We start from the raw sequence: 24088 nt of genomic DNA, 5'->3' as shown, positions 1-24088 counted from the left end.
ATGCGAATTCTGATAATAGGTTCAAAAGGATTTATCGGCTCACATTTGATCGATCACTTCTCTTCTATTGAGGGCAATGATGTTTATGGATGCGATGTTCTTGAAGGAAATTCACAAAAGTACTTTCAAGTCAATAAATTTTCTCCGGATTATAACGATCTTTTTAATGCTCATACTTTTGACTTATGTATCTATGCCGGAGGAAATGGAAGTGTCCCCTACTCTCTTGAAAACCCGGATCTCGATTATCAGTTGAACACACAAACAGTCAATACAATTTTATCCTGTTTGGTGAGACATCAGCCTGAATGCAAATTCATGCACATGTCCAGTGCAGCTGTGTATGGTAGTCCATCAAAATTACCAATAAATGAACAGGCAGATATCAGTCCAATTTCTCCTTATGGCTGGCATAAATATCTGAGTGAAATTATTTGCAGAAAATTTTATTCATTGTATAATACCAAGACGATCAGTTTACGGGTATTTGCTGTTTATGGTGAACGATTGACAAAGCAACTTTTCTGGGATATTTATCTTAAGACTCAAAAGTCGAATGACATTTCACTTTTTGGTACTGGAAATGAAAGTCGGGATTTTATAAATATCAGAGATCTGTTAAAGGCCATAGAAATTGTTATTGAGAAAGGAGAATTCAATGGCGAGACATACAATGTCTCATCAGGCACAGAAACTACAATTTTCGAAGCTGCGAACGAATTCTGCAGAATCTATGACGAAAATCTAAAAGTAACCTTTAGTGGACAAACGAAGATTGGTGATCCAATAAACTGGCAGGCTGATATTACACGATTGTCTGCCCTGGGATTCAGATCCGGAATTAGTTTAAGCGAAGGATTGAAAAATTATGTGAGATGGCTGAAAGAAAGAGAATAGTACTTAATTGTCAGGAAGGATATGATTTCTCAGCCGGAATGGTGATTTATGTTCAGAACATTATACGTAGTTTTAAATTACTGGATGATTCGATCAGGCCGTATCTGATAATCTTATATTCAATCCATACACCAATCAATGAGATAAAAGAAATCAATTATCCTTACATCGAATATTATAAGTTCAAACCTTTCAAAAGATCATTCTTTAAACTCGCGATAAATAAAGTAATCAAAGAGATTTTCGGAGTTTATTTGATCAAAAGATATTCTTTTCCTAAAAATTTCGATCTTCTTTATCCATACTTCGAATGTGAAGAGACTTATTATTATAAAAAAAGAATGTATTGGAAACCAGATTTTCAGGAACAATATTTTCCTCAGTACATAACTCAGAAAGAACAGGCATTTGTAAAATCAGAAATGAAAAAAATTGCCTCAAATAATAATTACACGCTTGTATTAAGTAGTCAAAATGCTTGCGACGATTATGAAAAATTTTTCGGCCAACATCAGAATATAATAAAAATACTTCCATTCATTTCCCTGGTACCCGATATTTCAAAACTGGATCACAAAAAAATATTGAATAAATATTATATTACGGGAAAGTATTTTCTGGTTGCGAATCAATTCTGGCCTCATAAGAATCATCTGTTGGTTGTTGAAGCAGTTAAGTCACTTAATAAAATTAATCCTGACTTTCAGATTGTAATGACAGGAAAAAAGACCTCATACAGAGATAAAACATACATACTAAAAATTGAAAATTTTTTGAATGAGAATGGACTTGACAAAAAGGTGAACCTTACCGGTTTTATTTCAAGAGAGGATGAACTTGTCTTAATGAAAAACTCAGTGGCAGTTCTCCAACCATCTTTATTTGAAGGCTGGAGCACAGTAATTGAAGACTGCAAAGCATTAAATCAATTTGTAATTGCAAGCGATCTGGCTGTTAACAAGGAACAAATAAAATCCAATGTACTGTTCTTCGACAAGAACAGCTCTGACGATCTTGCAGATAAAATGTTGTTTGTTTTAAATGGTAATACGAAAACAGTTCCTATTGACTACTCAATAAACATTGAGGAATTTAAAAAGAAGCTTGTTGACACATTTGAATTAAAAAAATAATGCAGGGAATAAGTATAGTTATCTGTTGCTATAACAGTGAAAGTCGTATAAAAGAAACGCTTGAAGCCTTGCAAATGCAAGAAGTAGGCAATGATATAAAGTGGGAAGTACTTTTAGTAGACAATAACTCAACAGATAAAACTATTGAAGTCAGTGAAATGATCTGGAAAAAAGACAACGTCACTAATTTCAGAGTAGTATCAGAACCTCAGCCGGGACAAGCATTTGCAAGAAAGAAAGGAATTCAGGAGTCTGCGTATGATATAATTTCATTTGTAGACGACGACAACAGAGTTTGTAAAAACTGGGTCACTTTGGTGGCAGAAATATTTTCTGCCCATCCTGAATGTGCTGCTTGCGGAGGAATTGGACGTGCAGTTTTTGAAAAGACAGAACCATTTTGGTTTAAAAAATATCAGGAGAATTTTGCTATTGGACCTCAGGGACCAAAATCAGGATATGTTGAAGAGAAACGCTCATATTTATACGGCGCCGGTTTTAATCTCAGAAAAAAAAGTTACGAGCTATTGATAGAAAGTAATTTTCCGGGTATTCAGACAGGACGGTCATCAATAACTCACAGAGGTGGCGGTGAAGATAGTGAACTAAGTTTTGGTCTGATAATTTTAGGGTTTAAGCTTTGGTACGACGAGCGACTGAAGTTCGATCACTATATGCCGGAATCACGATTAAACATTGAACGATTGATCGAATTACAAAAGGGATTTGGCCGTGATGAAGTTGTTCTATCACTCTATAGATCATATATAAGCAATTTTTATAAACCAGACAGATCAGTTATGAATATTTACATTAAAGCTTATATCAAATTGATGATCTTCAATTTCAAAAATAGAAATTTAAAAGATCCTGAATTATTATTTTACGCTTCTATCTATAACAAAGCTACAAATGCATATCTGAGTGAATTATTATACTACAGAACAAAATTCAAACGCATAAAAACAATAATTGCTGAATTCGTAAGGAGAAATAAAAACAGGGCATCTGAGAAACAGGCTTTTTAACTATCGAATGGATAAAGAAATAAAATATCATCAAAATTGTTTATTGTGTGGAGAGAATAAACTGATCAACATATTCGGTGATGATCATTTTATAACACGTTGCGCAAACTGTTCATTTGTTTTCAGCAGAAAAATTGCGTCTCAGGAAGTGTTACAGGATTTTTATGATAAGTATCCCATAGCGAATGAGTATTTTGAGTTAACCAGACAACGATATATTTCCCTGCTCGACTATCTTGAAAAATTCAGGAAAACGGGAAAGATTCTTGAGGTCGGATGCGGAGAAGCTTACTTTTTAGATGAAGCAAAATCAAAGAACTGGAAAACCTACGGTACTGAGATCTCTGCTCCCTTGCTGGAAAATGCAATCAGAAAAAAACACAATATTTTTAACAGTCTTGAAAGTATTCCACCTGAAGAATCAGACGAGTTTGACATTATAATATCACTTGAAGTAATTGAACATTTACCTGATCCGAGATTCTACGTTGCCGGTTTTGAGAAACTATTACGCTCAGGAGGTAGTCTTTATATGACAACGCCCAATTTCAATTCGTTGGCGAGAATTATTCTTGGAGTGAATTGGAACAATATTGTTTTCCCAGAGCATCTTTGTTATTTCACAAAAAAGACTATGAAAAAGTTACTGACTTCATTCAATTTCAAAGAAATATACTCTAAAACAGAAGGAATCAGTCCCTCCCGATTGGTTTACCCTTTTTTAAAATGGAAAAGAAAAGACAAAGAGACTAAATTCCAGTATGATTACAATGAACGAGATCGAAATTTTAGTGCTCAAATAGATAAAAAAGTTCTACTTTCACTTATTAAAAAAGCAACTAATTCAGTTTTAAATCTGACCAACAGAGGAGAATCTTTGAAGGTCTTCTATGTCAAAAAATAATATGCTTAAAATTTCTGTTGTTATCCCTTCATACAACCAAGGTGAATTTCTGGAGGAAACAATCTTATCTGTAATTAACCAAAATTATCCGAATCTGGAGATTGTGGTTATTGACGGAGACAGCACAGATAATTCAAAAGAACTTATTAATAAATACAGTGCACATTTCAAATATTGGATCTCAGAAAAAGATAATGGCCAAAGTGAAGCAATAAATAAAGGATTAAAAAAATGCACCGGAGATATTGCTACATGGCTATGTAGTGATGATCTTTTTACAGAAGGTGCATTGCATAAGGTAAATGAGCTTTTTAAAGCAATGCCCGATGAAGTTGGTTTGATTCATGGAAGCTCTATTATATTTTCGGGAAACAAAGTTATAAGGCTAAATAAAGGCAATGAAGATGATAGTCTGGAAAATATACTATCCGGTATGACTTTCCCGCAACCGTCTGCATTTTTCCGAAGATCATTATTAGAACAAACCGGCTTGCTTGATGAAAATCTTCATTATGGTATGGACTATGATTTGTTCAGCAAATTTGCTATTATTTCTAAATTTCAATTTGTAGATCATTGTCTTTCAAAATACAGATTACATCCTGAGAGCAAATCTGTTTCTGCGGTTTCAAAATTTATTGATGACTGGTCGAAAGTTTTTATCGGTATTGCAGAATCAGGAAAATTTGAATCTGCTATAAAAATTATAACAGACCTTGAAATAAAAACAGAAAGAAATGATTCAACATTTCATTTTTTCTCAAAGCACTTTGATTCAAAGTCTATTGACCAGCAAAAATTATTATTCAAATTCCTTTGTTTCGTGCTGCGATATGATTATGAATCTGAACGTTTTTCACGGGCGAGAAAGATCTCAAAATATCTGAATGTTCATTTCCGTGACTTTCTTAAATCAGAACCGGAAATTGAAAGGATCGTGTGGAGAACCAAACTTCCACCATCACTTATTAAAGAGGCAAGGAAAATTTCACGAAGATTTTTTTACAGATGAAGATAGGATTTATCACTTCACATATTAATCAATCTACACGGTGGAATTGGTTTTGGGACGAACTTCTTAAGAGAGGAGTTCCGCATATACATATTATAATAAATGAAACTTACCCACTATTAGCTGATGATCTAAAGAAAATGGGAGTTAAGGTTTACTATTTACCTCATAAACATTTTTATCATTTCTTTATAAACTTCATCAAAGTTTGCTACATACTCAAAAAAAATAAAATATCACTTGTGCATACGGAGTACCTTATGGTAATCTTGTAGGATTAATTTCTGCCTGGTTTTGCGGAATAAAAATGAGAGTATCCACTTGTGGAAATACTACATGGGCTTTTGATTATAATAACAAAAAGCAAAAAATGATAGATAAGATCACATATTTCTTGTCTAAAAAAGTTATAGCTCTTACAGAGGAAGCAAAATCCTTTCTGATAAAAAACTACCAGATTCCTGAAAGTAAGCTTACCATTATCCATCACTCATTGAAATCCGATGAATACATTTTTACAGACGACAATAGAGTTGAAAAACTAAGGAATGAACTGAATCTGGAAACTGATGTTTTCATAATTGGAATGGTTGCACGATTTGAATTCTGGAAAGGTCACATTTTTGCGATTGAAGCTTTTCGAAAATTACTTATGGAATACCCTAATGTCAGAATGCTCATATTTGGCAGTAAGGGAGAAAGCTTTAATTCAGTATTGCGTTATATACAAAATTACGATCTTCAGGATCACATCATATATAAAGGATTCGTATCAGATAATATTGCACTATTTAAATTATTTGATGTCCATGTTCACATTCCGATTAACTCCGAGAGTGAAACTTTTGGAATTAACATCATGGAAGGAATGATCAGTGGATGTGCGCAGATATTGACATTATCCGGAATAAGCTGTTTCACAGCTCGTGATGAAGAAAATTGCCTCGTTGTTCCTTATTCAAATACTGAGGCAGTTTATCTGGCTTTAAAACGCATGATCTCAGATCCGGGATTGAGAAAACGCTTAGGTGAAAAAGCACGTGAAGATGCATTAAAGTATTTTCAGTATTCTGATAAGGTGCAGAAGCATCTGGAATTATACGAAGAGCTGCGAAAAGAATTGTCAAAATGAAAATTCCGTTTTTTCAATAGTTATTCCGGTCTATAATCGAAGTGAAATATTAGAACAGAGGTTAACTTACCTCATGAAACAGGAATTTACAGATTTTGAAGTTATTATAGTAGACGACGGCAGTACCGATCATCCTGAAAAGAAGTTAGCTTCACTTATAGAAATTTATCCAAACATCAGGTTGATCTCACAGCCAAATTCAGAGCGAGGAGCTGCAAGAAACAATGGAATCCGGAATTCTGAAGGAGAATACATCGTTCTGTTCGACTCTGATGATTTTATGCACAAGGACCATTTGTCTAAACTTCACAAAGGTATCCTCAAAAATAATTTTCCTGACTTTATTGCTACTAAATTTAATTTCAGAAATGAGGATGGAAAGATCTTTAATTCTGATATCAGTAATTATAAAGAAGGCACCTACAACTATTCACTTTTTCTGAACGGAAATCCGCTGGCATGCAATATATCATTCAAAAGAAATCTTAAAGATCTGAACTATTTTATAGAAGACAGAAGTTTTGCAATTAAAGAAGACTGGATGTTTCTGATCAGCAATTTAAGAAATCACAAACTTATTCTACTCGATGATCTTACTATTTCTATGTTCGACCATTCCGATCGTTCTATGAAATCAAATAACAAAATCATTGTTGAAAGAACTATCAAAGCAACATAATGGATCAGAAACAATATAGATCTGACAGTTTCAGAATTAAACAAACTTTATTCACACAGGAATTATTTCTGTGGAATTCACAGTTATCTTGATGGAGATCGTATTCAGGCAATTTCATTTTCTATCAAAGCAATTTTTAAAGGAGGATTAAAAGGTAAATATTTAACTTTACTGGCAAAGTCAATTGTAGGAAGAAAATTAATTTTAAAATTTAAATGAGCAAAAGGAATAGTATTTTGGTTTTAACACACTGGAGTTTTCAGGATGCTCTGGTTCAGACCTATACTCTACCCTATGTACGGATGATCAGAAAAAATATCGATCCTGCCAGGAAAATCGTCCTTGTAACTTTTGAACAAGAGCATTTAAAAATGAATGACATTGTTAAAAAAGAACAAGAATTGTTATTAAGCAAAAACGGAATAGAATTACTTACTTTAGAGTACTCTAAAATCAATTTGAATTTTCCATTTAAAGCGTTTGGCTATTTTTATAAATTGTTAAATGCGATCAGTAAAAACCGCATTGGAATTATTCATGCCTGGTGTACTCCAGGCGGTAGCATTGGTTATATCTTAAGTAAAATTACCGGTTGCAGGCTGATTGTAGATAGTTATGAACCTCATGCTGAAGCGATGGTAGAAAACAATACCTGGACAAAAGATAGTTTAAAGTTCAGGCTACTTTTTTTTCTAGAAAAAAAGTTGAGCAGGCATGCAAAAATATTGATAAGTGCTACTGAAGGAATGTATGATTATGCAGTAAGAAAATATAATTTTCAACCTCAGAACTTTTTTAGTAAAACCCGCTTGTGTCGATCTGGAAGATTTCAACTTACAGAGAAAAAAAAATAAAGTCCTTTCTGACCGGCTTGGCTTTGAAAACAAAATAGTAGCGGTTTATGCAGGAAAATTTGGAGGAATTTATCTTACAAAAGAAGTTTTTTATCTTCTGAAAGAAGCAGAAAATAAATGGGGAGATAATTTCAGGGTTCTGTTACTTACTAATCATGATACAAATCAGATCAGGCAATGGGCTAATGAAGCCGGACTCTCATTTAATAAAATAGTATGCAAATTTGTCCATCATCATGAAGTGAGAGACTACATGGGTTTAGGAGATTTTGCTATTACACCCGTCAAACCGATTCCTACAAAAAGGTACTGCTCCCCAATCAAAGATGGAGAATACTGGGCACTTGGATTACCGGTGATCATTACAAAAGATATATCTGATGATTCGTCTATTATTGAATCTGAAAATATAGGCGCAGTGTTACAGGAATTAAATATTGAAGAGTACAAAAAAGCAATTGACAAAATAGAAATTCTTCTACGTGAAGGAAGTTCACTTTCCACACGGATATTTGCTGTAGCAAAAAAATACAGAAGTTTTGAAATTGCTGAAAAAGTCTACAATAAGGTTTATGCGGTCGACTTTTTTAAATCGACCTGGTAATCCAATTTATCCTCTTCTTTCAACTCACGATACGTTGAGCTGATAATGATGAGAGAAATAACATAAAATGGAATTGCAGGTATTTTATATCTCACAAGACTTCCAAAATTTGATGTAGTTAATCCAACCGAAAAGGAAAAGAATAAACTAAAATACACAGTAAAAAACAGGATCCTGTGCCTGAACATTAACCGGAAAAGATTGTAAACTTTTAATTTTATCAGAAGATAAATTGTGAATGCGAGCATTAGTAAATTTTCTATTCCCGAAAGAATCATTGTAAAGTTATAACTTTCCCAGATGTAAGGCCTGAATAGCGCAGCATTGATCGCAGCCGGCATTTTTGAAAAGATCCCTCTTATCGTGGGTTCAAAATCACCGATATCGTATGCAGATCCCTGATAGTGTTCACTCTTCAGATCCATTTGAGTAATTACAGCTTTGTCCAGTACATTTTCCAATGAATAATCGCCCAGAAATCCACTCATAACATCCAACATAAAATAACCTGAGATCAGGGAGAAGATGATCAGGAAAGGGGTTGATAATGACTTGATCAGGTTATTCTTAACTTTCTCAAGCTGTATACCACCATACCAAAGGAAACTTCCAGGCAATAATGCGAAAAATATATATGGTTTGATCCATATCAATAACATTGAACTAATAACGATGTACAAAATATTCCTTATAAAGTTTCTTTTTTTTGTCAGAATTATAAAATAGGAAGAAGAAAATAAACATACAGCAGAAAATGTAATAGTATCTTTCAATAATCCACTACCCCAAAAAAATACTGATGGGATAAATAATAGAGCAACAGCAAATTCAAATTCAAGTTTAGGAAATTCTTCTACTAATACCTGATACAAGCGCCATATAGACCAATAAGAAATATAGGCAAGCAAAATGGTCATACCTATAAAACTTTTAAATGCGATCAGACATAAAGGCCAGGTAAGTTTAACAACAGCACGTGCATGCGGGTCAGCCCCATATTGCATGATTCCGGTATTGGAATCAAATTCAAAAGCTACTGATTCTTCCGGACCAATTATGAATTTGAAAATATTCATAACAGACTTTTCACCAAGATTCAATAAGACAACACAATCGTTATAATAATTTACAGTATCACCGGCACCATAATATAAAGCATAGATCAAACACACTGCTATTCCGCCGAAAAGTTTGATCATAAGACCATACATATAAAATCTATAACTGGAATTAGTCTCTATATTTTTCAGCTGTTTACCTTTTGCAATAAGGTATATGATGACTAAAAAAATAACGGGAATAATCAGGTCAACAAAAGAAAGATATTCTACCATATAGTATGATGTCTGTGTACAAATTTAATAAAGTTTGATTACTATCAGTCATGATGGTAAGATTCATTTCGGAGTATTGTCATTGCCCGATATACTTGTTCCGTCAGAAGCAATCTGATCATCTGATGGGTAAAGGTAAACTTAGAAGCAGATAGAGTAAAATGAACTTTCTTTTTCAGTTCGTCAGACACACCATAGGCTCCACCGGTAATAAAAAGCATTCTGTTAGTACCAGCCAGCATTTGCTTTTCAATAAATGCTGCCAACTCACGTGAAGTAAATTCTTTTCCCTTCTCATCCAGCAATACCAGGTAGTCGCGCGGCTGAATTTTCGAAATGATCAATTTACTTTCCTCTTCAATGATCTTCTCTCTGATCTTAGAGGTCGATGATTGAAGTGTTAAAATTTCAGCAGGCAGATAGTTGACCAATCTTTTCAAATAAGTATATATTCCTTCATTTAAATAGGATTCAGTCGTTTTTCCGATAAAAATAAATTCGATTTTCACACTTCTAATGATTTGAGGATATTTTCATAACCTCATTATGTTCATAAACATAGTAAATAAAGCACTTTCTATGCTTAAAAACAATTATTTTAGCCATATCAAGGGCCAAAGTGGCTTGATGTTTGCTTTAGTCCTGTGACTTTCAACAAAATGAAAAAAACAATCTCCCTAATAATGCTTTTACTGGTTTTCAGTCAGAGCTATTCTCTTGATGTCTTCGACGAAATTGCCTTTGCAATTCGTAGTGGAGACGCCAAACAACTTTCCACTTACTTTGGTCCGACGTTAGATCTTACTATAATAAACCGTGAAGATGTTTATAGTAAAGCTCAGGCAGAACAGGTAATAAAGGATTTTTTCAGCAAGAACGCTCCAAAATCTTTTACCATTATTCATAAAGGCTCATCACCGGAGGGAACTCAATATGCAATCGGCAATCTGGTAAGTAGCTCCGGAAAATCTTATAGAACATCCTTTTATTTTAAGAGTTCCGGCGGCAAGAATGTATTGATGGAATTGCGATTTGAATCTGAGTAAAGATTGATTTAAACAATTTGAAATTTAGAAATATCAACGAAATTTTAGGAAGGCTGCCTTATTCTGGCAGCCTTTTTTTGTGAATATCTTCATAAAATCCTTTCCTTATTATCACTTTAAGTTTTCTAATTTCACAGCTAGAAGTATTACTATGGAATTTACGGAACACTACGGTTTATCGATCAGAGATTTTATTGCAAATGCATTGAAAGAAGATGTTGGTGATGGGGATCATACATCATTATCCACCATTCCGGAATCAGAACATGGAATTGCAAATGTGAAAGTCAAAGAAAATGGAATTATTGCCGGGCTGGTTCTTGCAGATCAGATTCTGAATCAGGTTGATTCAGGTTTGATTGTAAAGGTACATGTCGCAGAAGGAAGTGCAGTAAAGCCGGGAGATATTGTGATGACAGTAGAAGGAAAAGTGCGATCATTATTGACAGCAGAACGATTACTTTTAAATTGTATGCAACGTATGAGTGGAATTGCCACCTTAACGAATAAATATGTGGAAGCCATCAAAGGAACCAGTACTAAAATACTGGATACAAGAAAGACCACCCCAAATTTCAGGATCTTTGAAAAATGGGCTGTTCAACTTGGTGGTGGAAACAACCACAGATTCGGATTATATGATATGATTCTTATTAAGGACAATCATGTTGACGCTTCGGGGGGAATAAAAAATGCCATCGAAAGAGCCAATGAATATATTTTAAAAGTTGGCAAAAAGCTTAAAATTGAAATTGAGACACGATCTTTAGAGGAGGTAAATCAGGTTTTATCAATCGGAAAAGTTGACAGAATTATGCTGGATAACTTCTCCCCTGCACTTCTAAAGGAAGCAATTAAACTGATCGATAAGAAATTTGAAACTGAAGCATCAGGTGGAATAACATTAGATACTATTCGTTCATTTGCTGAAAGCGGAGTTGATTTTATATCTGTAGGAGCATTGACTCATTCTCATAAGAGTCTTGATATAAGTATGAAAATAGTAAAGTAGTGGCAGGAAAAAAATTACAACGAGCATCTGTAGAAATTGTAAAATATTTCGGTGACACCCCTGCGGTAAGGTCATTTATCGATTATACAAAAAGGGTTGCCTTACCCGGCTTTGATAACATGCCCATTTACTATGTAGCTGATTTCTTTTTCACCGGAATCAAGAAAGGTGGCATCGTTACGCGAGCGCAGGCATTGGCTTTCAGTTTCTTTCTGGCAGTTTTTCCGGCAACGATATTCCTCTTTTCTCTCATCCCCTACATTCCGATAAAGGGATTTCAGAATGAATTGCTTAATATCATTGAAGGTGTTTTACCCTCAGCTGCATTTGCCAGTGCAAGAACAACAATTACTGACATCGTTAAGATCCAGCACAGTGGTTTGCTATCAATTGGATTCCTTACCGCTCTGTATTTTACTACCAATGGTTTTATGACGATGATGCGTGGTTTCAATAGTTCGTATCACGCATCCGAAACGAGATCACCCTTCAGACAACGGATGGTAGCTATTGTACTGACATTTATTCTTTCAACTCTGGTGATCATTTCCACTACATTGATTATATTTTCAGCAACAGCGACAAAATATTTAGTTACTCAAAGTATTCTGAAATCCAAAACACAAGTTGCATTGATCATGTTGGGAAAATGGGCAGTCGTACTAGCACTATTTTTTATCGCAATTTCTTTTTTATATTATTATGCTCCATCTGTTAAAAAGAGATGGCGATTCATTTCAGCAGGGTCGACATTTGCTGCTCTAAGTTCAATAGTTGTTTCAACGGGCTTTGCATATTTTGTGAATAATTTCGGAAGTTATAATAAGATCTATGGCTCAATCGGAACTTTGATCGTAATGATGTTGTGGATGTATTTCAATTCATTGATCCTCATTTTGGGATTTGAATTGAATGCAAGCATTGATAATGCAAAGCGCAGAGTAACGAAAAACCTGCGACTAAGACTGAACGAATATGAAAAAAGCAATTTTACTAATAACAATTTTATTTTGCGGTTTTAGGGCAAATTGTCAGAATGAAATTTCAAAAGCACTCATTTTAAAGTCAGAAAAAAAATGGGAAGAATCTTTTAAGATCTTCAGAGAGTTGCTCAACACAGATTCCAATAATCTGGATCTGCTTACGAACACATCATATTTATTCAGCAAACTTGGAAATTTGCGTTCTACAGAAACTGAGAAACAAAAATATTTCAATAATGCCGCATATCTTTCCAGGAAAGCAATTGCAATTAATAAAGGAAATGCGCAGGCACATTATACATATGCATTGGCATTAGGAAGGATCAATGAGAATGCATCAAGCAAACAAAAGATTTCAAATGCGAAAGTCATCAGGACTGAATGCGAAGAAGCCATAAAGTACGATTCAAAACTTGCCGGTGCATATCATATTCTTGGCCGTTGGCATCGCACGATAGCTAACTTTAATTTTGTCGAAAAAGCTGCGATCAATACCTTGTATGGCGGTGTACCTGACGGCGGTTCTTTTGAGGCAGCGATAGAAAATTTTTCCAAGGCAGTTTTACTGGAACCAAATGACCTCCTGCACAAATATGAATTGGCACAAACATATCACGACAGAGACAATAAAGGTGACGATATTTTAGCAAATGTCTGGTTCAAAAAAGTGATAGAAATGAAACCGGAAGACGAAGACGATAAGAACACTATTTCAAAGGCGAAATCAATGGTAGAATAATTAATAATCGGCAATTGGGCAAATACTTGATTAACTATACCGTCACTTTTCACTTTTCACTTTTCACTTTTCACTTTTCATTCTTCCAAGGCAAATGTTTGTGAAATTCAGAGACAATATTCATCCAATACACAGCCAGGAAATAAATAAGTGAAACAACAGCAGTCCTGACTCCTATATCAAAAAATTTATTTTCAAAGTGAGGTAACAGATAAGAAAGGATGCAGGTGCAAATAATTATTATAAGCACATACAAGTTTTTTATATTGAAAGGTTGCAGTTTAAAGAATTTGTAAACTGTGAGAAAGACCAGTAGGTTATATATTATTTGTGCAGAAGTGGTAGCTAATGCAGCGCCTATCATTCCAAAAACCGGAATGAAAACGACCTGAAAACCGATCAGGAGGATAGCCAGAAGGATCAGATAAAAAGCTCCATACCGGAATTTTGCCGATGTATTAAGAATTGAACCATTTACTCCGGTAGCCATATTGATCAATGCACCAATGGAAAAGATGATAACTACAGGTTCACCTCTCTGAAATCCATCGGGTAGAAATTGCAAAACAGTATGAATATTTGTCAGGATATTGATGAGAAAAAATCCACCGAATAAAAAGAGATATAAAGAAGATTTATGATAGATCTCCTGGATCTGTGACTTGTCAGTCACATTCCATGCAAATGAAATTTTAGGTGCAGCAATCCTGTCCAGAGCGTTGATAGGCGCTTCAATAACTGTTGGAATAAAAGCCGCGATAGCATAGATCCCTACCAAATCCAGTGTCAGATATTTCGGAAGCATAATTACATCCAGATTGTTTATACCGATTGAAGCAACGCTTGCAAACCAAAGCAGTAGTCCATAGCGGATCAATTCGAACATTTTCTTTTCTCTGAACGACGGCCAGTCCACTTTGAAACTAGGTTTATCAAAGAAGAAGATATAAACCAGCAATAGAACTAATTGCAGACCAAAAATACCTATGTAAGCTGCAATGAATTGGTCAAGGGAGATTATCTTAAGAAAATAAATTCCGACGATTCCAATCATAGCTAATCTGACACCAACATCATTAAGAAAAGAAGGAATAGTTGATTTATAATTAGCATTGCAATACACAGAAAGAATCGCAATAAAAGCATTGAAGAAAATGAGTGGGAAAACGAAATCGAAATATTCCAATAGCAATGGCGATTCACTACGGTATTGGTTAAGGATAAAATCTTTGAACGTAAATAGCAGTGCGGCAGAAACAACATATCCAATCAACGGAAAGATATTCATGAATCCAAAAAAGCCGTGGTTCTTTTTCTCTTCATCTTTAAATAGAGGAAAGTATTTTATGGTAGCATTACCAATTCCTAACGGCACAAACATGGCAACAATAATTGAAAAGGAATACAGTACCCGGGTCAGGCCAATTTCTTCCTTAGTCAAACAATAAGGCTGCACCACAAAAAAGCTGACAAAAGCGATCAGAATTCCCAGATATCCAATAATTGTGTTTTTTATACCTTGTCTGCGAATTACGCCCATAAAAAAATCTATTCAACAATGTTATGATATTTCCGAATACCAAAACAGTAATTACATCCATTTTTTAAACCACTGTTGGAAAATAAAAATAAACCAGATTCTCTCAAAATTCTCCAAATTACCTTTCAGATAACGATCTCTGATTGGAATTATTTCATTTGTGTTTAACAAACCTGATCTTGACAAGGCTTCATCTGACATGTGCTCCATAAATAAGTCCAACAGATCTTCTCTGCACCATCGTTCCACAGGAACACCAAATCCCATTTTGGGTCGTTCCATAATTGTTTTTGGAATATATTTATGTACAATATCCTTCAAAATAATTTTCTTGTGCACTGCCATTTATCTTAAATTCACCGGGTAGTTGAAATACAAATTCTGCTAACCTATGATCCAAAAATGGCTCTCTTCCTTCAAGGCTGGCTGACATTGTTGCTCTATCAACTTTCTGCAATATATCCTCAGGTAAATAAGTCTGAAACTCAAATGCAAGAATCTTAGAAATTAAATCCTTATCTGATGACAATCTTCCTGTTTGAAAAAAGGATTGTGAAGTGCCAAATTCACCTTTGATCAACTTTGAAACTTCAGACAAGGTAAAAGTCTGATTAATTACATCAAACATTTCTTCATCATCCTTTGCATTTAATACTCTTTTTAACTTATCTCTCCGATTTGGTCTATCTAACGTTTGAATGCTATCCGGCAAAAATGAACTTGCAAGTTTTCGAACTCCGGGTGGAAGCAACTTTAATTTATTAATATGATCCCGGCTCTTAATATGTCGTGGATAACCAGCAAACAACTCATCACCTCCATCGGCGCTTAAAGCTACGACCACATGTTTTCTTGCTATCATACTAACAAGAGTTGTTGGGATTGCAGAAGAATCACCAAATGGCTCATCATAGATTTCTGCAAGTTTTGGAATAATATCTTTTGCCTCCTGAAAAGTGCAATAATATTCATGATGATCAGTTCCAATAACTTTAGCTACCTCCTTAGCAAACACAGCTTCATTATAACCCGGTTCATCAAAACCAATTGTATATGTTTTAATTTGTGCAGACTTCTCCTTTTGCAAAATTGCAGCTACACATGAACTATCATAACCTCCACTTAAAAAAACACCAACGGGAACATCAGATACTAACCGATAATTAAAAGCTGAAATAAGAATTCTTTCCGTTTCCTTAAGCGCACTTTCATAATCAATTTTCAACTTTTCCTTTCTGCAAAATCATTAAGATTCCAATAACAGCCGGAATTGATTTGACGATCGTTTAAATTGAGTTCTATCCAATGACCTGGTTTCAATTTGAAGCAATTATTAAAAAATCGTATCAGGAGCAGGAATATATCCATGCTGAAAAAAGAACATAAAGCATTTTTATTGATTACTTTTTAAACAACGGATTTGATGAAATGCTTTTAATTCAGAAGCAAACATAAAAAGTCCGTCATACCAATAATAAAAAAAAGGCTTTACTCCAACCCTGTCTCTGAATGCAATAATTTTATTCTGTGCATTATCGAAAATTAAAATTGCAAACATTCCAACAAATCTACTAACACATTCTTTGCCCCATTGTTGATAAGCATGTAAAATTACTTCAGTATCACCCATTGATTTAAATGAATGTCCCAAAGCAATCAATTCATTCTTTATTTCCTGAAAGTTATAGATCTCGCCATTGAATACAATCCAGTTTCCATTAACCGGATTTTGCATAGGTTGATGCCCTAAAGGTGAAAGATCTAATATCGAAAGTCTTCTGAATCCTAAACCTATGACAGCATTGGAAACTTCAATTACTTCAGCCCCTGAATCATCAGGCCCACGATGATGAAGCACTTTGGCCATGTTGCTAAGTACCTCACGTCCAGACTGCTTTGAAAAATCTACGAAACCTGTTATTCCACACATAATTCTGCTGCTAAACTACATAAAAAAGCACCAAAGACGTAAAATTTTAAATCATTTGGCTAATTTCACGGCCAAGTAATCATATGACATCGCAAGACCAAATTACAGAGATAAAATCGGATAGAGCCGGTGAAGAATATTGGACACAATTCTGGAAGAATTTTAAACTTCCACCACCAATTAACATTCATTCTTCTAACGTAAATGAATATCCTAATCGCCTAATGCATAAATTATTCAAGAAAGCATTTAAGGGTTTAGATACTACTGATAAAAAGATCCTTGAAATTGGTTGCGGCAATTCAGTCTTTTTAACCTATTTTAAAAAGAATTCAATTTTGATATTTACGGTTTAGACTATTCTGAACTTGGCTGTAAGCAGACTGAAAAAATATTTGAAAGGGACAAAGTTAAAGGGTCGGTCATCCATGCCGATGCATTCAAGCCGCCTGAAGACTTTCTTGAGAAATTTGATGTTGTATGTTCATTTGGTGTAGTAGAACATTTTGAAGATACAGCATCAACCTTGAAAGCATTTGCAAAATTCCTGAAACCAGGAGGTATTCTAATAAGTACTCTCCCAAACTTTAAAGGAGCAACCGGGACATTACATAAATTTTTAAACAAACCAGTATATGACGTCCATGTCCCACTAGGTACGGATGAAATGAGAGATGCAATTCAAAAAGCAGGATTGAAAGAAGAAGTTAATGAATACTTTTTAGCATTAAGTTTTGCAATTACTCTCGAAGGAATCGATGGAAAAAAAATTCCCTATTTTAAAATAAAAAAAATCTTTGTTAAAACAATTCGTTATGCATCAAAGATAATTTGGATCCTGGAAAATTTCATAGGTACTATGCCGGCAGGTAAGAGATTTGCAGGCGGAATTTTTACTTCAGCTAGAAAATTGTAACTGACTAAATGAAAAAGCAAAAAGCACTCTACTTTTTCATGGGTACATCAACTTTTGTAGAGAAAGATCTGGCGATTTATAAAGAATATTATGATGTAAGAACATTCAATTTTGACTTTGGGCAAAAATGGAAAATACCTTTTCAATTATTTGAACAACTCATTTTTCTGATCAGGAATTTTTCCGGATATAAAATTTGCTATATACAACTTGCCGGCATACACTCTTTGCTTCCAGTACTTATTTCAAAACTTGGCGGAAAGAAAAGTGTAATTATCGCTGCAGGTACAGACTGCCATTCTTTCCCATCAATTGGGTATGGAAATTATCAGAGAACATTTCTAGGAATGGCTACACGGATTTCTTTCAGATTTTGCTCACTGATCCTTCCAAAACATCATACGCTCTGGAGAACGAACTACACTTACGATAAGAACGATTATCCGGAGCAAGGTATTGCCTTTTTCAATAAAGGAATTAAAACTCCATACATGTGCATAGAAAACGGATATGATGAAAATAAATTTATAAGTAAAAGTGATCCGGAGGAAAATAGCTTCGTAACAGTTGCAGGATTATTACATAAAACATCACAACAAAAGTTAAAAGGTATTGATCTTATTCTTGAGGTTGCAAAGCATTTCCCTACATTCAAGTTTACTATCATTGGTGGAGAAGAAAGATTTTTCAGCAAATTAAGCAGCAACATTCATCTGGTTCCTTTTATTGCAAACAACGAACTCCCGTCAATTTTAAGCAAGCACAAATATTATTTACAATTAAGTATGGCTGAAGGATTTCCAAATGCTCTATGTGAAGCAATGCTTTGTCAGTGTATTCCAATAGGCTCAGATGTATTTTCCATTCCTGAAATCATTGGTGATACGGGCTACATACTAAATGAAAGAAATCCGGAGTCATTAAAAAAAATAATTGAGAATCTTGCTGCTGAAGATCTGAATAAAAACGGGAAATCTGCCAGAGAAAGAATCAAGGAAAACTACTCAATTGAAAAAAGGAAAGAAAAATTTAAGCAGGTTTTTGAAAAGTTTAGGATCAACGAATAACATTGATCATTCCACTTCTTTGTTGTTCACCATTATTCAGAATATAAACATAAATATCTGCAGGAACCATTGTGTCCTGGAATCTACCATCCCATTCCATTTCTCCTGCATTCTCATTCTCGTAAATTTTTGTACCCCACCTGTTGTAGATCTGTATTGAATAATTCAGGCATGGTCTGTATGTACTGAATTTGAAAAAATCATTCAGGCCATCACCGTTAGGAGTAAAGGAATTGGGAACATATAATATCTCGCCAAGCAATTCTTCCGGAGCCAGTTCAATAGTGATAGAATCCGAACAAGCTGATTCTTTGTTGACAATTAATAAAACTGAGAATTTTCCTGTTGTGCCATAATTATGGACAGGAAGCCTGTCTTCACTTAATGTACCATCGCCAAAATTCCAATCATACGTTACAGCATTCTCAGACACATTTGAAAAGGTAAAATTTCCTGTACATGAATCCTGAGTTGAACTGAATTTTGCTTCTTTGAAGGATATAAAATTTATTTCCTTTTTAACTATGCTTTCACAACCATATCTTGAAATTCCGGTCAGTGTCACAGGAATGGTTCCTGCTAAAGAATAAGTATGTAAAGGGTTCTCTGCTACTGAAGTTTGCCCATCACCGAAATTCCATAGGTAGCCTTTTGCATTGACTGATAAATTTGAAAAATTAACGACAGAATCACACATTGCGACTGAATATCCAAAATCTACAGTAGATAATGGCGGGATCGTTATGGTATATGTTGAAGTGTCTATACATGTGGAATCTGTGAAAACTATTTGCTGAATTGTATAATTTCCATACGTTGCAAAAGAATGTACGGGATCAGAAGTATAATCGACATTACCATCACCAAAATCCCATCGGTAGGAAGCGGCAAACAAGGCTGAATCAATTGTTCTAATTGTATAGGAACAAGTGTCAAGCTGAATACCAAAGTTCGAAAAAGGATTTTGTTGCACTATGACTTTTTGTTGCAGAGTATCATAGCAGGATGAATCAGCAGAAGTGATTAAAGAAACATTATAGATTCCGGGATTTTCATAAATGTGAACGGGGTTTACATCATAAGAAAGTGAATCGTCGCCGAAATTCCATTTCCAGAAATTAGCTACGCCACCAATTCCATAAGATCTGTCTATAAAATCAAATCTTCCGGAGCAGTATACATTACGGATATCGAAATCGGAATTGAAGACCGGATAGATGTGGACATTACCGCGGGCGGTATCATTACAATTTGGATTTAATCCTGAATATGCAATCAAAGTTGCAACATAATCGCCTGTATCAGCATAAGCATAGGTTGGATTCATCAAAGCAGATGTATCAGAAGTAACTCCCAATTCACCAAAATCCCAATGATAAGTTGCAGCGTTATAACTTGTATTCTCAAAATTTGCGGATAAAGTTCCACAAGAAATTGTTGGGGAAAATATCGATGCTACAGTTATTTCGGGACAACTCACAACGTTAACTTGAAAATCGCGGGTAGTTTCACCGAGTAAAACTCCGTTTCTATATTCCTTTACAGTAATCCCATAGATAAATTGTCCGAGTGAATTAGGAGTTGCTTTAAGCAATCCTGTTGAAGCATCAATCACCATTGGAGTTCCACCTAATGCGTTAGCGACCGAATACGGATTTCTGAAAACCACCCGTGAATAAGGAGGTCCAGCCGGAGGGTCAGGAACAGGATCAAATGTACTACCTCCATGAAACGGCGCAGTAACACTATAAACCAAAGAATCTCCTTCATAATCTATTGCAGAATGATCGAATGTAAAAGGAACACCCATGCAAATAAAAGTTGGTGGCAAATTAATATATTTTGGATTTGAGTTAAATGTTGAAATAGATGGATCAGGAATGGTAGCAAAATAAGTTGCACCAGCATCATCGACATTCACAATATTCACTACAGTAGAATTCCTACAGCATCTTTGATATGTAATGGTGTAACCTCCGGGAGCAGGAGGCAGATCAATATTAAAGACATAATTCGCTACTTCATAGCAAACATTTGTCGGAGGAATCAGACATGGAGAATTTATAGCATTTGAAACAGGACCAGAAGTTGTAATGAAAGCACTTGTTGTAGATAACAGTTCGTCATTTCCGTCATATATTCCAATAATTGCGGGATTATCAAAGTCAGGTATGCCGTTGTAACAATCTCTGTAAACAGTAAGGGTTACTTCATAAGTTGTACCGCCAAGAAATCTGTAATTCATTTCACCACCGGCAATATGAGTGGCAGTACTTATTTTTGGAAAGACTACAAATAAGCCATAAAAGAAAAATAATAAGATGCTTTTCTTGATCATCATGAAGGAATAATCAAATGTATTAAAAAACAAGGTTGAGCCAAAGAATTTATGGCTAAAAGATATATTTCTATGGCCAAAAAAACGCTAAAATGTCAATGTTTTGTAATTTTTGATGTTGCGTTCAATCTTTTTTTCATAATGCCTATGCTTCGATTTAAACTGTAAATATGAAATGTTAAAATTTAGATTAATTTCTCAAGGCAGAAAACTATCTATTTTATCTAAATAAAGTATATTAGTCAAAAAATTAATCTCCCATAGAAGTTTAAGGAAATGAAAATTAAATTATTTTTTATTATCGCATTGATGTCAAATGTACATTTTGCACAGGCTATTTTACCAGGCATAAACAAAATTTGGTATTTCGGAAATCTTGCCGGAATTGATTTTAACGGTCAAACTCCTGTTGCATTATTGAATGGTGCAACTAATACTTATGATAATGTCGCAACGATCAGTGACGAGCAAGGATCATTGGCATTCTATTGCGATGGAGAAAACATTTGGAATAAAGATCATGCTCTAATGGTAAATGGCAATGGTATTCTTGGAAGCTTAACCGGTGGCCAGCCAGCATTAATAATAAAGCAGCCTGATAACGGCAAAGGGAATAATTACAATTACTACGTTTTCACAGTTGCAGAATTTGGTACCGGTGGTTTGCATTATTCAATTGTAGATATGTCATTAGATAGCGGCCGCGGTGAAGTGGTTTCTAAAAATAATTTAATTTATTTATCGTCATGTGAAAAATTAGCAGCGGTTTATAATCAATCTGATGACAGTTATTGGATAATCACACATGAATTTGGCAATTCAAATTTCAATTGTTACAAAGTTAATTCAACTGGCCTAAATATTAATCCGGTTGTTTCCAATGTTGGCGATGCAAATACAGGCGGATCATTTGGATCAAGACATGGAGCTATGGGACAATTAGCCATTTCCGAGAACGGAACAAGAATTGCCAATGCAATGAATTATAGTGATCAGATACAATTATTCAATTTTGATATCGCAACAGGATTAATTTCGAGTCCAATTACAATTATAAACCGCAACAATTCATGGGGTGTAGCTTTCTCTCCTGACGGTAATATGTTGTATGCAACAGATTGGCAAAGTGCAAATATTTATCAATATAGTTTGCTAAATTATAATCCAACAGATATAAATGCCTCTGAAATAAATCTAGGAGCAATTACAAATCCACATGGATCTTATAAAGCCGGTTATCTAAAACTAGCCCCAGATGGTAAAATTTACATTGCAAAATATTCAAGCAACTATCTTGCAACGATAAATAATCCGGATGCAATTGGACTTGCGTGTGACTTAGTTGATAATGGAATAAATCTTGGGACGGGAATTTCGACTGCCGGACTTTCAACTTCAGTTGTAATTCCAAATTCAATTACAGGAATTGATAAATTAGCAGCTGCTAATTCATTTGTTTTTCCAAATCCGGCAACTTCAAATTTTAAAATCCAAACAGATTTTCTCTTAAGTCAGCATTCAATAATCAGGATTACAAACATTCAGAGTTCTGAAATAAAAGTTTCAAAAAATATTGATAAAACTAATGTAACTGTAGAAATTCCAAATAGGGAAAGTGGTTTATATTTCTATGAAATTATAGAAGGTAATAAATCAACCAAAGGCAAAATTATTATTCAGTAATAATAATGGTGTTGAGATCTATTTGTAAATCTCAACCCCATTACTTTCATCCGACGTTTTCCATGCGCGATACATGCCATCAGAATTGAAGGTGAGAACACAGTCTCCATTTTTATTAATTGCAACAAGTCCACCTTCGCCACCAAATTTTTTGAGCTTATCATTTACAACAAATTCGCAGGCTTCCTGAAGTGAAAGTCCTTTGTATTCGATCAGACAAGAAATGTCATAGGCAACGACAGCACGCAGAAAATATTCACCATGTCCGGTACAGGAGATAGCACATGTTTTATTATTAGCATAAGTACCGGCACCAATGATTGGACTGTCTCCCACTCTATTGTATTTCTTATTTGTCATTCCTCCTGTTGAGGTTGCAGCAGCAATATTTCCATTACTATCCAGCGCAACGGCTCCTACTGTTCCGAATTTTTTATCGGAATGATCAAGTTGAAATGTATCGGTAGAACGAATTTCCTGCAATTGATCAAAACGAAACTGATTGAAAAAATATTTTTCATTCTCAAATTCAAGATCAAGTTGCTTTGCAAACTGACTTGCTCCTTCACCGCTTAACAGAACATGCTCAGATTTTTCCATGACCATACGAGCAAGATGGACAGGATTCTTTACTCCACTTACTACTGCAACTGCACCGGCTGAAAGGTCAAAACCATTCATGATAGCTGCATCCATTTCATGTGTTCCGTTATTTGTAAAAACAGAGCCTTTGCCTGCATTGAACAAAGGACAGTTTTCCAGACTCATTACTGTTTGTTCAACTGCATCAATTGAAGATGCTCCTTTTTCCAATACAGAATATCCAACTGATAGAGCATCTGATAAAGCTTTTTTAAATTCTGCTTCTTTTTCCGGAGTCATCGATGATCTTAAAATAGTTCCTGCTCCACCATGCAAGGCTAATGCAATTTTTTTCATTCAATCTTGTGATTAGTTCACAAAGAAAATCAAAACCAAATGATAAATGTAAAAAGCAGCTATTTTTATTGGTTTTCCTGAAATACTGTCTTGTTTTGAGCCCTAAAAAATGAAAAATTACAGATGTGATTTTATCAAAAATGAACTTTGGCATAATTAAAATGCGATTTTTTCGCAAAAAAAGCATTTTTTACTATAGGTTTCATAATCATTCCAGAATGAAGGCTGAATAGACGGATAAAACTTACAAGTTGCTCAAACTCCTGAATAGTTCAATTTGCAAGGCCTCTCACAGTGTAGTTTGCAACCATATCAGAC

25 protein-coding genes are annotated in these 24088 nt (G+C 34.6%); 17 read left to right on the top strand and 8 right to left on the bottom strand.

Translation table 11 applies throughout. The annotated features are described in order from the left end of the window. The 9 genes from IPL24_00345 (at position 1) to IPL24_00305 (ending at position 8243) form a co-directional block, all read left to right on the top strand. Complete coding sequence (locus tag IPL24_00345) at positions 1-897, top strand: NAD-dependent epimerase/dehydratase family protein (protein ID MBK8362168.1); 897 nt, start codon at positions 1-3, stop codon at positions 895-897. Continuing rightward, positions 876-2030 carry a glycosyltransferase gene (locus IPL24_00340; protein MBK8362167.1) on the top strand — a complete coding sequence of 385 codons (1155 nt, stop codon included), beginning with the start codon at positions 876-878 and terminating at the stop codon, positions 2028-2030. Before IPL24_00345 ends, IPL24_00340 begins: the two co-directional genes overlap by 22 nt. Then, a complete protein-coding gene (locus IPL24_00335) occupies positions 2030-3058 on the top strand; it encodes a glycosyltransferase family 2 protein (protein MBK8362166.1) in 1029 nt (342 codons plus the stop codon). The genes IPL24_00340 and IPL24_00335 overlap by 1 nt, the downstream gene beginning before the upstream one ends. A 7-nt stretch (positions 3059-3065) precedes the next feature. After that, positions 3066-3962 carry a class I SAM-dependent methyltransferase gene (locus IPL24_00330; protein MBK8362165.1) on the top strand — a complete coding sequence of 299 codons (897 nt, stop codon included), beginning with the start codon at positions 3066-3068 and terminating at the stop codon, positions 3960-3962. After that, the gene (locus IPL24_00325; GenBank protein MBK8362164.1) at positions 3949-4974 is read left to right on the top strand and encodes a glycosyltransferase; all 1026 of its coding nucleotides are present in this window, start codon (positions 3949-3951) and stop codon (positions 4972-4974) included. The genes IPL24_00330 and IPL24_00325 overlap by 14 nt, the downstream gene beginning before the upstream one ends. Before the next feature lie 307 nt (positions 4975-5281). Next, positions 5282-6106 (top strand): glycosyltransferase family 4 protein, encoded by an 825-nt coding sequence (locus IPL24_00320; GenBank protein ID MBK8362163.1) that lies wholly within the window; start codon positions 5282-5284, stop codon positions 6104-6106. Then, complete coding sequence (locus IPL24_00315; GenBank protein MBK8362162.1) at positions 6033-6785, top strand: glycosyltransferase family 2 protein; 753 nt, start codon at positions 6033-6035, stop codon at positions 6783-6785. The genes IPL24_00320 and IPL24_00315 overlap by 74 nt, the downstream gene beginning before the upstream one ends. A 302-nt stretch (positions 6786-7087) precedes the next feature. Then, on the top strand, positions 7088-7639 hold the full coding sequence (locus IPL24_00310) for a hypothetical protein (GenBank protein ID MBK8362161.1): 552 nt from the start codon (positions 7088-7090) through the stop codon (positions 7637-7639). A gap of 241 nt (positions 7640-7880) precedes the next feature. After that, a complete protein-coding gene (locus tag IPL24_00305) occupies positions 7881-8243 on the top strand; it encodes a hypothetical protein (GenBank protein MBK8362160.1) in 363 nt (120 codons plus the stop codon). Here the strand turns inward: IPL24_00305 and IPL24_00300 are convergent. Further along, entirely contained in the window at positions 8210-9577 is a 1368-nt protein-coding gene (locus tag IPL24_00300; protein MBK8362159.1) for a hypothetical protein, read from the bottom strand. The genes IPL24_00305 and IPL24_00300 overlap by 34 nt on opposite strands. A gap of 44 nt (positions 9578-9621) precedes the next feature. After that, positions 9622-10086 (bottom strand): 23S rRNA (pseudouridine(1915)-N(3))-methyltransferase RlmH, encoded by a 465-nt coding sequence (locus IPL24_00295; GenBank protein ID MBK8362158.1) that lies wholly within the window; start codon positions 10084-10086, stop codon positions 9622-9624. Positions 10087-10236: 150 nt separating this feature from the next. Here IPL24_00295 and IPL24_00290 point away from each other — a divergent pair, with 150 nt between their 5' ends. The 4 genes from IPL24_00290 to IPL24_00275 all read left to right on the top strand — a co-directional run bounded on the left by IPL24_00290 (position 10237) and on the right by IPL24_00275 (position 13357). After that, entirely contained in the window at positions 10237-10623 is a 387-nt protein-coding gene (locus tag IPL24_00290) for a DUF4783 domain-containing protein (GenBank protein ID MBK8362157.1), read from the top strand. Between the two features lie 151 nt (positions 10624-10774). Further along, positions 10775-11635, top strand: coding sequence for a carboxylating nicotinate-nucleotide diphosphorylase (gene nadC, locus IPL24_00285; GenBank protein ID MBK8362156.1), 861 nt, complete (start codon positions 10775-10777; stop codon positions 11633-11635). Beyond that, entirely contained in the window at positions 11635-12657 is a 1023-nt protein-coding gene (locus IPL24_00280) for a YihY/virulence factor BrkB family protein (GenBank protein MBK8362155.1), read from the top strand. Before nadC ends, IPL24_00280 begins: the two co-directional genes overlap by 1 nt. Next, on the top strand, positions 12611-13357 hold the full coding sequence (locus tag IPL24_00275) for a hypothetical protein (protein MBK8362154.1): 747 nt from the start codon (positions 12611-12613) through the stop codon (positions 13355-13357). The genes IPL24_00280 and IPL24_00275 overlap by 47 nt, the downstream gene beginning before the upstream one ends. A 70-nt stretch (positions 13358-13427) precedes the next feature. Here the strand turns inward: IPL24_00275 and IPL24_00270 are convergent, their stop codons facing one another. The 4 genes from IPL24_00270 to IPL24_00255 form a co-directional block, all read right to left on the bottom strand. Next, on the bottom strand, positions 13428-14897 hold the full coding sequence (locus IPL24_00270) for a polysaccharide biosynthesis C-terminal domain-containing protein (protein MBK8362153.1): 1470 nt from the start codon (positions 14895-14897) through the stop codon (positions 13428-13430). 51 nt (positions 14898-14948) lie between these two features. Then, positions 14949-15218: a hypothetical protein gene (locus IPL24_00265; GenBank protein ID MBK8362152.1), complete on the bottom strand. Its 270-nt coding sequence runs from the start codon at positions 15216-15218 to the stop codon at positions 14949-14951. Then, positions 15199-16122, bottom strand: coding sequence for an asparagine synthase C-terminal domain-containing protein (locus IPL24_00260; protein MBK8362151.1), 924 nt, complete (start codon positions 16120-16122; stop codon positions 15199-15201). Before IPL24_00260 ends, IPL24_00265 begins: the two co-directional genes overlap by 20 nt. A 168-nt stretch (positions 16123-16290) precedes the next feature. After that, positions 16291-16764 carry a hypothetical protein gene (locus IPL24_00255; protein MBK8362150.1) on the bottom strand — a complete coding sequence of 158 codons (474 nt, stop codon included), beginning with the start codon at positions 16762-16764 and terminating at the stop codon, positions 16291-16293. A 146-nt stretch (positions 16765-16910) separates the two neighbouring features. Between IPL24_00255 and IPL24_00250 the strand changes: the two genes are divergently transcribed. From IPL24_00250 to IPL24_00240, 3 genes are read left to right on the top strand one after another with little or no spacing between them, the layout of a single operon-like run. Then, positions 16911-17183 (top strand): hypothetical protein, encoded by a 273-nt coding sequence (locus IPL24_00250; GenBank protein MBK8362149.1) that lies wholly within the window; start codon positions 16911-16913, stop codon positions 17181-17183. Continuing rightward, a complete protein-coding gene (locus IPL24_00245; GenBank protein ID MBK8362148.1) occupies positions 17171-17743 on the top strand; it encodes a methyltransferase domain-containing protein in 573 nt (190 codons plus the stop codon). Before IPL24_00250 ends, IPL24_00245 begins: the two co-directional genes overlap by 13 nt. A gap of 8 nt (positions 17744-17751) precedes the next feature. Next, the gene (locus tag IPL24_00240; protein ID MBK8362147.1) at positions 17752-18810 is read left to right on the top strand and encodes a glycosyltransferase family 4 protein; all 1059 of its coding nucleotides are present in this window, start codon (positions 17752-17754) and stop codon (positions 18808-18810) included. On the opposite strand, the gene IPL24_00235 is transcribed toward IPL24_00240, so the two are convergent. After that, positions 18800-21148 carry a PKD domain-containing protein gene (locus tag IPL24_00235; protein ID MBK8362146.1) on the bottom strand — a complete coding sequence of 783 codons (2349 nt, stop codon included), beginning with the start codon at positions 21146-21148 and terminating at the stop codon, positions 18800-18802. The genes IPL24_00240 and IPL24_00235 overlap by 11 nt on opposite strands. 276 nt (positions 21149-21424) lie before the next feature. Between IPL24_00235 and IPL24_00230 the strand changes: the two genes are divergently transcribed. Continuing rightward, complete coding sequence (locus IPL24_00230; GenBank protein MBK8362145.1) at positions 21425-22831, top strand: T9SS type A sorting domain-containing protein; 1407 nt, start codon at positions 21425-21427, stop codon at positions 22829-22831. An 18-nt stretch (positions 22832-22849) separates the two neighbouring features. On the opposite strand, the gene IPL24_00225 is transcribed toward IPL24_00230, so the two are convergent. After that, the gene (locus tag IPL24_00225) at positions 22850-23770 is read right to left on the bottom strand and encodes an isoaspartyl peptidase/L-asparaginase (protein MBK8362144.1); all 921 of its coding nucleotides are present in this window, start codon (positions 23768-23770) and stop codon (positions 22850-22852) included. Between the last annotated feature and the right edge of the window lie 318 nt (positions 23771-24088).

The organism is Bacteroidota bacterium, assembly GCA_016711505.1.
Classification (GTDB): domain Bacteria; phylum Bacteroidota; class Bacteroidia; order AKYH767-A; family 2013-40CM-41-45; genus JADKIH01.
Note: the sequence above shows the minus strand (reverse complement) of the source record. Positions and strands in the feature narration are given on the sequence as shown.

Coding starts and splice junctions, on each gene's coding strand:
- IPL24_00345 (MBK8362168.1), top strand. CDS start 1: ATGCGAATTCTGATAATAGGTTCAAAAGGATTTATCGGCTCACATTTG.
- IPL24_00340 (MBK8362167.1), top strand. CDS start 876: ATGGCTGAAAGAAAGAGAATAGTACTTAATTGTCAGGAAGGATATGAT.
- IPL24_00335 (MBK8362166.1), top strand. CDS start 2,030: ATGCAGGGAATAAGTATAGTTATCTGTTGCTATAACAGTGAAAGTCGT.
- IPL24_00330 (MBK8362165.1), top strand. CDS start 3,066: ATGGATAAAGAAATAAAATATCATCAAAATTGTTTATTGTGTGGAGAG.
- IPL24_00325 (MBK8362164.1), top strand. CDS start 3,949: ATGTCAAAAAATAATATGCTTAAAATTTCTGTTGTTATCCCTTCATAC.
- IPL24_00320 (MBK8362163.1), top strand. CDS start 5,282: ATGAGAGTATCCACTTGTGGAAATACTACATGGGCTTTTGATTATAAT.
- IPL24_00310 (MBK8362161.1), top strand. CDS start 7,088: ATGATCAGAAAAAATATCGATCCTGCCAGGAAAATCGTCCTTGTAACT.
- IPL24_00300 (MBK8362159.1), bottom strand. CDS start 9,577: ATGGTAGAATATCTTTCTTTTGTTGACCTGATTATTCCCGTTATTTTT.
- IPL24_00290 (MBK8362157.1), top strand. CDS start 10,237: ATGAAAAAAACAATCTCCCTAATAATGCTTTTACTGGTTTTCAGTCAG.
- nadC (MBK8362156.1), top strand. CDS start 10,775: ATGGAATTTACGGAACACTACGGTTTATCGATCAGAGATTTTATTGCA.
- IPL24_00275 (MBK8362154.1), top strand. CDS start 12,611: ATGAAAAAAGCAATTTTACTAATAACAATTTTATTTTGCGGTTTTAGG.
- IPL24_00270 (MBK8362153.1), bottom strand. CDS start 14,897: ATGGGCGTAATTCGCAGACAAGGTATAAAAAACACAATTATTGGATAT.
- IPL24_00255 (MBK8362150.1), bottom strand. CDS start 16,764: ATGGCCAAAGTGCTTCATCATCGTGGGCCTGATGATTCAGGGGCTGAA.
- IPL24_00250 (MBK8362149.1), top strand. CDS start 16,911: ATGACATCGCAAGACCAAATTACAGAGATAAAATCGGATAGAGCCGGT.
- IPL24_00240 (MBK8362147.1), top strand. CDS start 17,752: ATGAAAAAGCAAAAAGCACTCTACTTTTTCATGGGTACATCAACTTTT.
- IPL24_00235 (MBK8362146.1), bottom strand. CDS start 21,148: ATGATCAAGAAAAGCATCTTATTATTTTTCTTTTATGGCTTATTTGTA.
- IPL24_00230 (MBK8362145.1), top strand. CDS start 21,425: ATGAAAATTAAATTATTTTTTATTATCGCATTGATGTCAAATGTACAT.
- IPL24_00225 (MBK8362144.1), bottom strand. CDS start 23,770: ATGAAAAAAATTGCATTAGCCTTGCATGGTGGAGCAGGAACTATTTTA.